At 68.2% G+C, this 11,821-nt stretch carries 15 protein-coding genes; 9 read left to right on the forward strand and 6 right to left on the reverse strand.

The features are described 5' to 3' along the window. The first annotated feature begins 97 nt into the window (after positions 1–97). Complete coding sequence (gene rimM, locus ABIE19_RS17120; protein ID WP_354090524.1) at positions 98–631, forward strand: ribosome maturation factor RimM; 534 nt, start codon at positions 98–100, stop codon at positions 629–631. A 98-nt stretch (positions 632–729) separates the two neighbouring features. Continuing rightward, complete coding sequence (locus ABIE19_RS17125; RefSeq protein ID WP_354090459.1) at positions 730–1,449, forward strand: glutathione S-transferase N-terminal domain-containing protein; 720 nt, start codon at positions 730–732, stop codon at positions 1,447–1,449. A 47-nt stretch (positions 1,450–1,496) separates the two neighbouring features. Here the strand turns inward: ABIE19_RS17125 and ABIE19_RS17130 are convergent, their stop codons facing one another. The 3 genes from ABIE19_RS17130 to ABIE19_RS17140 form a co-directional block, all read right to left on the reverse strand. Beyond that, positions 1,497–1,670: a YegP family protein gene (locus ABIE19_RS17130; RefSeq protein ID WP_354090460.1), complete on the reverse strand. Its 174-nt coding sequence runs from the start codon at positions 1,668–1,670 to the stop codon at positions 1,497–1,499. Positions 1,671–1,767: 97 nt separating this feature from the next. After that, positions 1,768–2,940: a benzoate/H(+) symporter BenE family transporter gene (locus tag ABIE19_RS17135; protein WP_354090461.1), complete on the reverse strand. Its 1,173-nt coding sequence runs from the start codon at positions 2,938–2,940 to the stop codon at positions 1,768–1,770. A gap of 97 nt (positions 2,941–3,037) precedes the next feature. Then, a complete protein-coding gene (locus ABIE19_RS17140; RefSeq protein WP_354090525.1) occupies positions 3,038–3,835 on the reverse strand; it encodes an enoyl-ACP reductase FabI in 798 nt (265 codons plus the stop codon). A gap of 133 nt (positions 3,836–3,968) precedes the next feature. On the opposite strand from ABIE19_RS17140, the gene ABIE19_RS17145 reads away from it, so the two are divergent. Then, positions 3,969–4,310 carry a DUF2794 domain-containing protein gene (locus ABIE19_RS17145; RefSeq protein WP_354090462.1) on the forward strand — a complete coding sequence of 114 codons (342 nt, stop codon included), beginning with the start codon at positions 3,969–3,971 and terminating at the stop codon, positions 4,308–4,310. 100 nt (positions 4,311–4,410) lie between these two features. Here ABIE19_RS17145 and ABIE19_RS17150 read toward each other — a convergent pair whose 3' ends face one another. Next, positions 4,411–5,160, reverse strand: coding sequence for a Bax inhibitor-1/YccA family protein (locus ABIE19_RS17150; RefSeq protein ID WP_354090463.1), 750 nt, complete (start codon positions 5,158–5,160; stop codon positions 4,411–4,413). Between the two features lie 125 nt (positions 5,161–5,285). On the opposite strand from ABIE19_RS17150, the gene thpR reads away from it, so the two are divergent. From thpR to mmcB, 3 genes are read left to right on the forward strand one after another with little or no spacing between them, the layout of a single operon-like run. After that, the gene (thpR, locus tag ABIE19_RS17155; RefSeq protein ID WP_354090464.1) at positions 5,286–5,825 is read left to right on the forward strand and encodes an RNA 2',3'-cyclic phosphodiesterase; all 540 of its coding nucleotides are present in this window, start codon (positions 5,286–5,288) and stop codon (positions 5,823–5,825) included. Then, entirely contained in the window at positions 5,822–6,388 is a 567-nt protein-coding gene (locus ABIE19_RS17160; protein ID WP_354090465.1) for a GNAT family N-acetyltransferase, read from the forward strand. The genes thpR and ABIE19_RS17160 overlap by 4 nt, the downstream gene beginning before the upstream one ends. 26 nt (positions 6,389–6,414) lie before the next feature. Continuing rightward, positions 6,415–6,858, forward strand: coding sequence for a DNA repair putative endonuclease MmcB (gene mmcB, locus ABIE19_RS17165; RefSeq protein ID WP_354090466.1), 444 nt, complete (start codon positions 6,415–6,417; stop codon positions 6,856–6,858). A 69-nt stretch (positions 6,859–6,927) separates the two neighbouring features. Here mmcB and ABIE19_RS17170 read toward each other — a convergent pair whose 3' ends face one another. Both ABIE19_RS17170 and ABIE19_RS17175 read right to left on the reverse strand, forming a co-directional pair. Next, on the reverse strand, positions 6,928–7,482 hold the full coding sequence (locus ABIE19_RS17170; RefSeq protein WP_354090467.1) for an ActR/PrrA/RegA family redox response regulator transcription factor: 555 nt from the start codon (positions 7,480–7,482) through the stop codon (positions 6,928–6,930). A gap of 70 nt (positions 7,483–7,552) precedes the next feature. Next, entirely contained in the window at positions 7,553–9,064 is a 1,512-nt protein-coding gene (locus ABIE19_RS17175; protein ID WP_435521159.1) for an ActS/PrrB/RegB family redox-sensitive histidine kinase, read from the reverse strand. 75 nt (positions 9,065–9,139) lie between these two features. On the opposite strand from ABIE19_RS17175, the gene ABIE19_RS17180 reads away from it, so the two are divergent. From ABIE19_RS17180 to ABIE19_RS17190, 3 genes are all read left to right on the forward strand, one after another. Continuing rightward, positions 9,140–9,760: an SCO family protein gene (locus tag ABIE19_RS17180; RefSeq protein WP_354090468.1), complete on the forward strand. Its 621-nt coding sequence runs from the start codon at positions 9,140–9,142 to the stop codon at positions 9,758–9,760. A 96-nt stretch (positions 9,761–9,856) separates the two neighbouring features. Beyond that, a complete protein-coding gene (locus ABIE19_RS17185; protein WP_354090469.1) occupies positions 9,857–11,137 on the forward strand; it encodes a polyhydroxyalkanoate depolymerase in 1,281 nt (426 codons plus the stop codon). Continuing rightward, positions 11,103–11,816, forward strand: a complete 714-nt coding sequence (locus ABIE19_RS17190; protein ID WP_354090470.1) for a M48 family metallopeptidase — start codon at positions 11,103–11,105, stop codon at positions 11,814–11,816. The genes ABIE19_RS17185 and ABIE19_RS17190 overlap by 35 nt, the downstream gene beginning before the upstream one ends. Positions 11,817–11,821: the final 5 nt, after the last annotated feature.

Below are 11,821 nucleotides of genomic sequence, written 5' to 3' on the forward strand. Positions count from 1 at the left end.
GTCTCCCGGTTTCGGCCGGGATGCGGAAATGGAAGGCAGCGCCCCGCCCGGGCGCTGCTTTTCTGCTATCTGGGCTGCAGATGATGCGAAACGGAGCCTGCCGATGAGCGGCGATGACAAACTGATCCTCGTCGGCCAGGTGGGCGGCGCCTTCGGCGTGAAGGGCGAGGTGCGGATTACCGCCTATACGGCTGATCCCATGGCCCTGCTGGCCTATTCTCCCTTGCTGAAGGCCGACGGCCGGCCGGTTCTGACCCTGTCCACGGCCCGGCCGGACAAGGCCGGGGTGGTGGCCCGGGTCAAGGAGATCGCCACCAAGGAAGAGGCCGACGCCATGCGCGGCCAGAAGCTGTTCATCCCGCGCGCCCTGCTGCCTGAACCGGAAGACGACGAATTCTACCTGACCGACCTGGTGGGACTGGAGGCGCGCGACGTCGACGACGCCGTGGTCGGCCGGATCAAGTCGGTGCAGAACTTCGGCGCTTCCGACATGCTGGAGATCACGCCGAAGGACGGCGGTCCCACCTGGTATCTGCCCTTCACGCGCGAGGCGGCGCCGGATGTGCGCGTTCAGGAGGGCTGGCTGCGCATCGTGCCGCCGACCGAGATCGGCGAGCGCGACGAGGACTAGTCTGCCGAGATGAATTTAAAGCTACAGTTGCTGTAGCTATTGCGCCGCCGCGGGTCGGCTCCAAGATAGGGGCTCAACCCGCTTTCGGAGCGCTCTTCATGGTCGACCTGTCCGCCTTTCCGATCACCCGCCAGTTTCCGGCGCAGCATCCCGACCGTCTTCAACTCTATTCCCTGCCGACGCCCAACGGGGTGAAGGTCTCGATCATGCTGGAGGAGCTGGGTCTGGCCTATGAGCCGCATCTGGTGGACATCGGCAAGAACGAGACTTGGACGCCGGAATATCTGTCGCTGAATCCCAACGGCAAGATCCCGGCGATCATCGATCCCGACGGTCCGGACGGGAAGCCCCTGCCCCTGTTCGAGTCCGGCGCCATCCTGGTCTATCTGGCCGAGAAGACGGGTCGCTTCCTGCCCGCCGATCCGGCGGCGCGCTATGAAACCCTGCAGTGGGTCTTCTTCCAGATGGCGGCCATCGGTCCGATGTTCGGCCAGGTCGGCTTCTTCCACAAGTTCGCCGGCCGCGAGTATGAGGACAAGCGTCCGCGCGATCGCTACGTCGCCGAGTCGCGACGTCTGCTGGGCGTGCTGGAGGGGCGGTTTGCCAATGAAGGGGGAGAGCCCCGGGACTGGATCATGGGCGGGGACTACACCATCGCCGACATCGCCGTCCTGGGCTGGGTGCGTAACCTGATCGGCTTCTATGAGGCGGGCGATCTGGTCGGTTTCGCCGACTTCCCGCGCGTGGCCGCCTGGCTGGAGCGCGGCCTGGCCCGTCCGGCCGTGCAGCGCGGCTTGAACATCCCGGCGCGGCCTTAAGGAAAGGAAGGCGGGGGCGGGCCGCAGCCTCGCCCCCGCGTGAAGCCTCAGACCTCTTCGGTCGGAGCGTCCGGGACGTACTTCTTGATCGACTCGATCGCGCGCTTGGCGCCGGACTTGTCGGAATAACCCTCGGTCGAGAAGATGATTTCCGAGTTGTACTTGAACCGGACCCGGAACTCGCCGGCCTTGTCCTGATAGACTTCGAACTTGTGCGCCATGATCGCCTCGCTCTACGGCCGCCTGTCGGCCAGGACGCAGGCTGTCATAGTCGTGCTTGGGACGGAAGGCGTGAAATGTAAATCCAGGCCAAGGGCGTCAGCCCTTGCCTGGGATCCAGCGTCGGGCCGCCAGGGCCAGGAAGCCGATCATCAAACCCCAGAAGGCCGAGCCGACGCCGAACAGGGCCAGGCCCGACGCCGTGGCGGCGAAGGTCAGGACGGCGGCCTCCCTGTCCATCGGTCGTTCCAGCATGCTGTTGAGAGACCCGGTCAGGGGCGCGATCAGGGCCAGGCCGGTGATCGCCGCCAGGGCGCCGGACGGCATGGTGATGAACAGGCCCGCCAGGGGCGCGGCGAACAGGGCGACGGCCAGATAGAAGAGGCCGTAGACGACGCCCACGGTCCAGCGCCTCTCGGGATCGGGATGGGCTTCCGGTCCCGTGCAGATGGCGGCGGTGATGGCCGCCAGATTGACGCCATGTGCGCCGAACGGGGCCAGGACCGTGCTGGCCAGGCCGCCCCAGAAGATCAGCTTCCCGGCGGGCGGGGCGTATCCGGCGGCCCTCAGCACCACCAAACCGGGCAGGTTCTGCGACGCCAGGGTCACCAGATAGAGGGGCAGGGCCAGGCTGATCGCCGCCTTCCAGTCGAAGGCGGGCATGACCGGCGACAGGGTTCCGAACAGGCTGGTTCCTTCCGGCAGGGCGACCTGGCTCCGCGCGGCCAGGACGGCGAAGGCGGCGGCCAGGACGGCGGGCAGGGCCCAGGCGGGCGCCAGGCGACGCATGATCAGGAAGACCGCCAGCAGGCCCGTCGCCAGAGCCAGGTCGGTGGGAAAGACCAGGAACAGCTTCAGGCAGAAGGGCAGCAGCACCCCCGCCAGCATGGCCGAGGCCACGGCGGCCGGAATACGCTCGGCCAGTCGCCCGAGCGCGGGGATCAGGCCGGTCAGCGCCATCATCAGCCCCGCCATGACGAAGGCGCCCACCGCCGTGGCCCAGCCCAGGCTGAGGGTCGAGGCGGCCAGCAGGGCCGCGCCGGGCGTCGACCAGGCCATGACGACCGGCATCTTCAATCGCCAGCTCAGAAGCGCCCCGGGCAGGGCGATGCCCAGGCACAGGGCCGTCGTCATGGAAATGATCTGCGGCGGCGCGGCGCCCATGGCCTGTCCGGCCTGCACCACCAGGGCCACGGTGCCGCCGAAGCCGACGACGGTCGCCACGGCGGCGGCGGAAAAGGCGGCGGGCGGGGGAAGACGGAACGAACTCATGCCCTGAGGTTAAGCGGAGCCGCTCGGCGCGGAAAAGCAAAAAGGGCCGCCGGTGTGTCCGGCGGCCCTTGGTCCTGTCCTGCGACGAGGAAGAGGATCAGCCCTCGACGTCGTCCGGCAGGCCGACGGCGTGGAAGCCGGCGTCGACGTGGACGACTTCACCCGTGGTCGAGCGGCCCAGGTCCGAGCACAGCCACAGGGCGGCGCCGGCGACGCCTTCCATCGAGGTCTCTTCCTTGATCAGCGAGAACTGGGCCGACTTGGAGTGCAGGCCGCGCCCGCCGGAGATGCCGGCCAGGCTAAGGGTGCGCATCGCGCCGGCCGAGATGGCGTTGACGCGGATGTTCTTCGGCCCCAGGTCGCGAGCGATGTAGCGGGTCGCGGCTTCCAGCGCGGCCTTGGCCACGCCCATGGTGTTGTAGTTGGGGATGACCCGCTCCGACCCCAGATAGGTCAGGGTGATCATCGAGCCGCCGTTGGGCATCAGCTTGGCCGAGCGGCGCGCCACGTCGACGAAGCTGAAGGCCGAGATGTTCATGGCCAGCAGGAAGCTGTCGCGCGTCGTGTTGTCGACGAAGGAGCCCTTCAACTCGTCCTTGTTGGCGAAGGCCACCGAGTGGACGACGAAGTCGATCGTGCCGAACTCCTTCTCCAGCTCCTCGAAGGCCTTGTCCATCGAGGCGTCGTCGGTGACGTCGGCCTGGATCAGCAGCTTGGCGCCGACGCTTTCGGCCAGGGGGCGCACGCGGCGCTCAAGACCCTCGCCCAGGTAGGTGAAGGCCAGCTCGGCGCCCTGGGCGGCCAGCTGCGAGGCGATGCCCCAGGCGATGGAGCTGGAGTTGGCCACCCCCATGATCAGGCCCTTCTTGCCCTTCATCAGGTCGCCGGTCGGCATGTCCCAGCCTTCGCTCGTCGCCATGGTCGTCGTCTCCGTATCTAGATCTCGAACCGCCTTTTGGACGGGTGCGGGGCGGGTGACAAGTCGCAGGGGCGCTGGCGTTCCGCTCGGACCGGCCTAAGTTAGCGTCATGAGCTTCGATGCGAACAGTCCGGACGGACAGGCCCAGGCGGGTCCGGTCTTCTTCGACCGGCGCGAACTGGACCAGATGCTGAGGGTCTATGGGCGGATGGTGGCGGCGGGCGAATGGCGCGACTACGCCATGGCGGGTCAGAAGGATTTCGCCGAGTTCGCCGTCTTCCGCCGTTCGGGCGACGCCCCGGTCTATCGCATCGAGAAGCGCCCGGCCCTGCGCCTGAAGCAGGGCCAGTGGGCCGTGATCGGCGAGGGCGGCCACGTGCTGAAACGCGGCCGCGACCTGGATCAGGTGCTGCGCGTCTTCGACAGCCGCAGGTTCACGGTTGTGGAGTGAGCTCTCTTTGCGGGGATGAGCGACAGGGTTACGAGCACGCCCAAAGAAAAAGCCCCGACGTCTCCGTCGGGGCTCTTCCAAACTCAGTCGTCGCCGACTTCTACTCGCGGCTGCCGCCCATGAAGGCGAGCAGGAACTGGAACAGGTTCACGAAGTTGATGAACAGGCTCAGGGCGCCGAAGCCCGTGGCCACGCCCATGGCTTCCTTGTCGCCGCCCAGGGCGTAGTAGGTCATCTTCAGGCGCTGGGTGTCATAGGCGATCAGGCCCGAGAAGATCAGCACGCCCAGACCCGAGATGATCAGGTACAGGGTTCCCGACTGCATGAAGATGTTCACGATCGAGGCGATGACCAGACCGATCACGCCCATGATCAGGAAGCTGCCCATGGCGGTCAGGTCCTTCTTGGTCGTGTAGCCGACCAGGCTCAGACCCGCGAAGGCCGCGGCCGTAACGAAGAAGGTCGAGGCCAGCGAACCGCCCGTATAGCGCAGGAACAGGACGCCCAGGCCCGCGCCGATGGTCGAAACCACGGCCCAATAGAGCATGTTCACGCCCTTGGCCGTCGGGTTCTTCATGAAGAACATGGAGCCGAACAGCATGACCAGGGGCGAGAACTGGATGATCATGCCCAGCAGGGTCAGGCCGATGCGGCCGTTCGACGCCTGGACATAGAGGAGTTGCTGCACCGCCGGCACATTGCCGGTGATGTAGGCGAGGACGCCCGCGACGACCAGACCGATCGCCAGCTTGTTGTAGACGCCCAGCATGAAGGCGCGCAGGCCGGCGTCGACGGACATGTCCGCCGACTGCGGAAGCGGGCGCGCATAGCCGTTGTTGAAGTCGCTCATCGCGAAGCTTGTCTCCCAAATGGTCGGAGATATGCCGACCTTGACTGAAATATCGGGACGGATGGGCCGCCTTGCAAGGAAAACCCGTCTTCCGGACAGTCGTTCCGCCCGCTACCAAGGGTCGCATGTTGCGCCTGTTCACCGCCATCTCGATCCCGGAAGACGTCGCCGAGACCCTGCAGCGACGCCAGTCCGGCCTGCCCGGCGCACGCTGGCGGCCGCTGGACGCCCTGCACGTCACCCTGGCCTTCTATGGCGAGGCGTCCGAGCGCGCCGCCGACGACCTGGCCTCCGAACTGACCCGCGCCGAGGGCGGCGGGGCCTTCGAGATCGCGCTGAGCGGCGTCGGCGCCTTCGGCGACGCCCACCGCAGCCACACCCTCTGGGCCGGGCTGGAGCGATCGGAGCCGCTGAACGTCCTGGCCGGTCGGTGTCGCGCGGCCGGAGAGCGGGCGGGCCTGCCGCCGGAACGGCGCGAGTACCGGCCCCATGTCACCCTGGCCTATCTGAAGCCCCAGGCGAATCCCGACCGCATCGGGGCCTGGATCGCCGGACATAATCTGCTGCATTCGCCGCCGATCCGCGTGGATCGCTTCAGCCTCTATTCCAGCGTCCTGACCGGCGACGGCAGCGTCTACACTCTGGAGCGGGAGTATCTGCTGTGACGGACCGTCCGACCTCTCCGCTGGGCCCGACGCTGGAGACCGAGCGCCTCTTCCTGCGTCCGCCGTCGCTGGAGGACTTCCCGCGCTGGGCCGACTTCATGAGCGACCCGGAAACGACCCGCTTCATCGGCGGGGTGCAGTCCAGGCACGAGGTCTGGCGCGCCATGGCCTCGGTCGCGGGCATGTGGGCCCTGCACGGCGAAGGCATGTTCTCGGTGATCGAAAAGGCGACGGGGAACTGGATGGGCCGCATCGGGCCTCTGCATCCCTATGAATGGCCGGGCCGCGAGGTGGGCTGGAGCCTGCACCGCGACGCCGTCGGCAAGGGCTATGCGATCGAGGCCGCCGCCGCGACCATGGACTACGCCTTCGAGGTTCTGGAATGGCCCGACGTCATCCACTGCATCGACCCCGACAACAGGGCTTCGGAAAAGGTGGCGGAACGCCTGGGTTCGGCCAATCGCGGACCGGGCCGGATGCCGCCGCCGTTCCACAACCATCCTGTCAACCTGTGGGGCCAGACCCGGGATCAGTGGCGGGTGAACCGATCCTCCTTGCGATAGGAACATAGGCGGAACATAAAGGCCGCATGGCCGCCGTTCTCGACATCGAATTCGTCTTCAGTCGCCCTGAGACGACCCTGTCCGTGACACGCGGCGCGGCGCGGTTGCTGCTGGACATGGGCTATGCGCCCCTGCTGGAGGTGGGCCTGCCGAACGGACGGCGCGCCGACGTCATGGCCCTGGGACCGAAGGGCGACGTCATCATCTGCGAGGTGAAGTCGGGAATCGACGACTATCGCGTCGACCGCAAATGGCATGAATACGGCCCCTTCTGCGACGCCTTCTACTTCGCCGTGGTGCCGGAGTTTCCGCAGGCCGTCCTGCCGGACGAACCCGGTCTGATCGTCGCCGACGGCTTCGGCGGGGCGGTGGTGCGCGATGCGCCCGTCGCCCTGCTGGCCCCCGCGCGCAGAAAGGCCCTGACCCTGGCCTTCGCCCGGCTGGGCGCGTTCAGGGCCATGCGGGACTGAGGAAGGCGCACGCAGGCCTCAAGTAGCGTGAAGCGCGATAGGCCCGACAAGGAAACCAGATAGGCAAGCCTATCTGGGCGCGCGTTTGGCCAGGATGCGTTGCAGGGTGCGGCGATGCATGCCCAGGCGGCGGGCGGTTTCCGAGACATTGTGGTCGCACAATTCATAGACCCGCTGGATATGCTCCCAGCGAACCCGGTCGGCGCTCATGGGGTTTTCGGGCGGCTCGGGCGCTTCCCCGGAGGAGAGCAGGGCCTTGACCACGTCGTCGGCGTCGGCGGGCTTCTGCAGATAGTCGACGGCGCCGGCCTTGACCGCCGCCACGGCGGTGGCGATGGCGCCATAGCCGGTCAGCATGACGATGCGCGCGTCTTCGCGCCGTTCGCGGACGGCCTCGACCACCTTCAGGCCGTTGCCGTCCTCCAGCCGCATGTCCAGGACGGCGAAGGCGGGCACGGAGACCCGCAGGGCGTCGGAAGCCTCGGCCACCGATCCGGCCAGGGTCACGTCGAAGCCGCGCGCCTCCAGCGCCCGCCCCAGACGGGTGCGCAAGGCCTGGTCGTCGTCCAGCAACAGCAGGCTCTTGTCGGCGAGGGCGGCGATCTGGGTTTCTAGGTCGGACATTCGGTTCTCCTGACGCCTCAGGTCGTGCGTCTGTCGAAAAGGGTCAAGGTTGAAGCACGCGACTGCGACATCAGGTTCCACCTGAAGAGGTTGCGGATTCCATGGCGGGGACGGCGACTTCCAGGGCCTGGCGGGGCCAGCGGACGGTGACGCGTGCGCCCCTGGGGCGACCGCCCTCGTCCTGACCGGCGCCGACCGAGACCTTGCCCCCGCTGCGCTCCAGCAGGGTGCGGGCGATGAAGAAGCCCAGGCCCATGCCGCCCTGGCTGGGGGCGATGGGCGCGGTCACGGGCGGCGGGGCCGCGCGGCGGCTCCTACTGGTTCCGCCGCCGCGCCCGGCCGAGGCGGCGGCGATCTGGTCGGCCAGGGCGCGACGGGCCTTGGCCTGGGGGCGGCTGGTGACATAGGGCTCGCCCAGACGCGGCAGGATCTCGGAGGAGAAGCCCGGGCCGTCGTCCACGATGTCGATCTCGATCCAGCCGGCGTCGACCCCGGCGGTCAGCCGCACCCGAGAGACGGCGAAGTCGGCGGCGTTCTCGACCAGGGTGGACAGGCCGTGGACGACCTCGGGCAGGCGACGGATGCGGGGCACGGGCTGGCCGGGCGGCGCCTTCAGGGCGATGTCGAACACCAGGTCGAAGCCCCGGTGCGGCTCCGCCACCTCCTCCAGCAGGGCCTTCAGGTCCACGTCGGCGAACAGGGGGTCGTCCTCCGCGGGCTTGTCCGACAACTGCTTCAGGATGGCGCGGCACCGTTCGGCCTGTTGCAGGATCAGGGCGGCGTCCTCCGCCTCGGGACTGTCGGCGGGGGCGGCGCGCAGCATCTCCTTGGCGACGACTTGGATGGTGGCCAGGGGCGTGCCCAGTTCGTGGGCGGCGGCGGCGGCCAGACCGCCCAGGGCCGCCAGCCTCTGCTCGCGCTGAAGGACGTCCTGGGTCGTGGCCAGGGCCAGCTCCAGCTTCTCCGCGTCGGCCGACACCTTCCAGGCGTAGCCGGCGGTGAACAGCACCCCGGTCATCAGGGCCAGGCCCAGGCCCAGGCGATAGAGCAGGGGCAGCTCAAGGTGTTCGTGCAGCCGCCACGGCAGGGGCAGGGACCAGGAGAAGAGGAAGCCCACGGCGATGATGGCCATGACGCCGAGGATCACCGCCTGCCGCGCCGGCAGGGCGGCGGCGGCGATGGTCACGGGCGCGACCAGCAGCAGGCAGAAGGGGTTGGCCAGACCTCCGGTCAGGGCCAGGAGGGTCGCCAGCTGCAGGATGTCGAAGCCCAGTTGCGCCGCCGTGCGCGGCCCGTCCGGCAGGCTGCCGTCGATGCGGCGCGCCTTGGCCATGGTCGCCAGGTTCATCGCTGCGCTGATGCCGATGGCGGCCAGGCAGGGCATCAGCGGCAGGGGGAAGTGCAGGGCGAAATAGGCGGTCAGTATGGCCGAGGTCTGGCCGATGATCGCCAGCCAGCGCAGGACGATCAGGGTGCGCAGCGACAGGCCGCGCCCGCGCCGGGGCGTTTCGGGCAGACCGGTCAGTTCGCCGGCCGCCATGGCGACCGCCTGCGACAGGGAGGGGGCTTCTGTAGGGCTCACCCCTCTTCTATAGACCGCCGGATCGTCGGCCGCACGATGTCTCGCGCGCGGCCGTTCGTCTCGAAGGAGAAGCCGATGCCCCGTCGTCCCGTCATCCTGTTCGCCGCGGCCTGCGCCGTGATCGCCCTGGCGCTCGGCCTGATCACCATGGTCGTCGTCGGCGGACGACCGCAGAACGCCCCGGCGGCGGAAAGCGGCACGGGCCAGCCCCTGGTCGGCGGCCCCTTCACCCTGACGAACCAGGACGGCGTCACGGTGGATCAGTCGATCCTGAACGGCAAATGGACCCTGGTCTTCTTCGGCTTCACCTACTGCCCCGACTACTGCCCGACCACTCTGGGCGTCCTGAACGCCGTGCAGGAAAGGATGGGCGACAAGGCCAAGGACCTGCAGATCGTCTTCATCAGCATCGATCCGGCCCGCGACACGCCCAAGATGCTGAAGGACTACCTGTCGTCGGACGGCTTCCCCACGGGCGTCGTCGGCCTGACCGGGACGCCGGAGCAGACGGCCCAGGTCGCCAAGGAGTATCGCGCCTTCTACCAGAAGGTCGGGGAGGGCGAGGGCTATACGATGAACCACAGCCTGACCGTCTATCTGATGGGGCCGGACGGGAAGTTCCGCAGCGCCGTGGCCCACGACCTGGGGCCGGAGCGGACGACCAAGCTGATCGAGAATGCGATGGCGCGGGGCTGATCACCTTTCCCTGATCGGGAAAGCTTTGGCCTTTTTTGCGCTGCGATGCGTTATATGCTGCTCTGCCGCATCGGCGGGGGCCGCATTCGGGGTTTCATGCTCTACGCACTTCACGAGTTCGCCTATCATTCGGCGACTCCTTTCCGGGTCGGGGCCCAGATGGCCCGGGACTTCTGGTCGTCGCCCTTCAACCCGGCCTCGGACACCGCCATCGGCCGCACGGCCTACGCCTCGGCCGAGCTGTTCGAAAGCCTGACCCGTCGTTACGGCAAGCCCGGCTGGGACCTGGAGACGGTCGAGATCGAGGGGCGCAAGGTGCGCACGACCGAGCAGGTCGTCTGGTCGTCGCCCTGGTGCCGGCTGGTGCGCTTCGCCCGCCACATCGGCGATCTGAAGCGGGCGGGCAAGCCGACCGCCGCCCCGGCGGTCATGGTGGTCGCCCCTCTGTCCGGACACTACGCCACCCTGCTGCGCGGCACGGTCGAGGCCTTCCTTCAGGATCACGACGTCTACGTCACCGACTGGACCAATGCGCGTCAGGTCCCGATGCTGGAGGGCCGCTTCGACTTCCACGACTACATCGACCACGTCCGCGCCATGCTGGGCGCCATCGGCCCCCGCGCCCATGTGGTCGGCGTCTGTCAGCCCGGACCGCCGGTCCTGGCGGCATGCGCCCTGATGGCCGAGGACGAGGACCCGAACCGGCCCGCCTCCATGACCTTCATGGGCTCGCCCATCGACGCCCGCCTGTCGCCGACCGTGACCAACCAGTTGGCGGAGGAAAAGCCCTTCACCTGGTTCAAGTCGAACATGGTCCACACCGTGCCCTGGCCCTATCCAGGCTTCGGACGGCGGGTCTATCCGGGCTTCGTCCAACTCTACAGCTTCATGTCGATGAACGAGGACAAGCACATCGACGCCCATCGTCGCTATTTCGACAGCCTGGTCGCCGGCGACGGCGACGGGGTCGAGAAGCACGAGCAGTTCTACGACGAATATCTGTCGGTGCTGGACCTGACCGAGGAATTCTATCTCCAGACCATCGACATCGTCTTCCAGCAGCACCTGCTGCCGCGCGGCCTTCTCGAGCATCGCGGACGCAAGGTTGATCTGTCGGCCGTCGTCGATATCGGCCTGGCCACGGTCGAGGGCGAGATGGACGACATCTCCGGCGTGGGTCAGACCCAGGCCGCGCACGGCCTGACGCCCAACCTGCCCGACGACCGGCGCCTGCTCCACGTCCAGCCCGGCGTGGGCCACTACGGCGTGTTCAACGGCCGCCGCTTCCGTGACGAAATCTATCCGCGGGTTCGCGACTTCATCGCCCGCAACGACGCCCTCTGTGCAGTACCGCAACGGTCAGCGGCTGCCGCTTGAGGGCGGGGGCGCCCTTCGCCTCTCGGTAAACCCCCGGGCGCGCCGGCTGTCGATCCGCATCGACGCCCGCGCGGGCGAGGCCGTGGCCGTAGCGCCGTCGGAGCGACGGCTGGGCGAGGTCGTGGCCTTCGCTCGGACCAAGGCGGCCTGGATCGCCGAACGCCTGGCGACGCGGGAGGAGACCCAGGCCCTTGAACCCGGCGCGGTCGTTGCCTGGCTGGGCCGGTCCGTTCGGCTGGAGGCCGTCGGCGGCGCGGGCGCGGCGCGGCTTCATGAAACGCCGGACGGTCCTGTCATCCGCTCGGGCGGAGAGGGCGAGGCCTTCGCCCGCAGGGTCGAGAACTGGTTCAAGCGGGCGGCGCGCGACTTCCTGACGGCGCGGACCGAGGTCCATCTGCGGACCTTGGGCCAGAAGCCCGTGCGTATCTCCATCGTCGACACCCGGTCGCGCTGGGGATCTTGCAGCCCGCACAACCGATCGATCCGCTATTCCTGGCGCGTGGTCATGGCCCCGCCGGAGGTGGCCGATTATCTGGCGGCCCACGAGGTCGCCCACCTGGTCCACGCCGATCACAGTCCGGCCTATTGGTCGGTGGTTCAGCGCCTGGTCGGGGACCACAGGCCGCATCGCCGCTGGCTGCGGGACCACGGCGCGGCCCTGCACGCCGTGGGCCGCTGACTTCG

It is taken from the genome of Brevundimonas faecalis (assembly GCF_040549405.1).
GTDB lineage: Bacteria > Pseudomonadota > Alphaproteobacteria > Caulobacterales > Caulobacteraceae > Brevundimonas > Brevundimonas faecalis.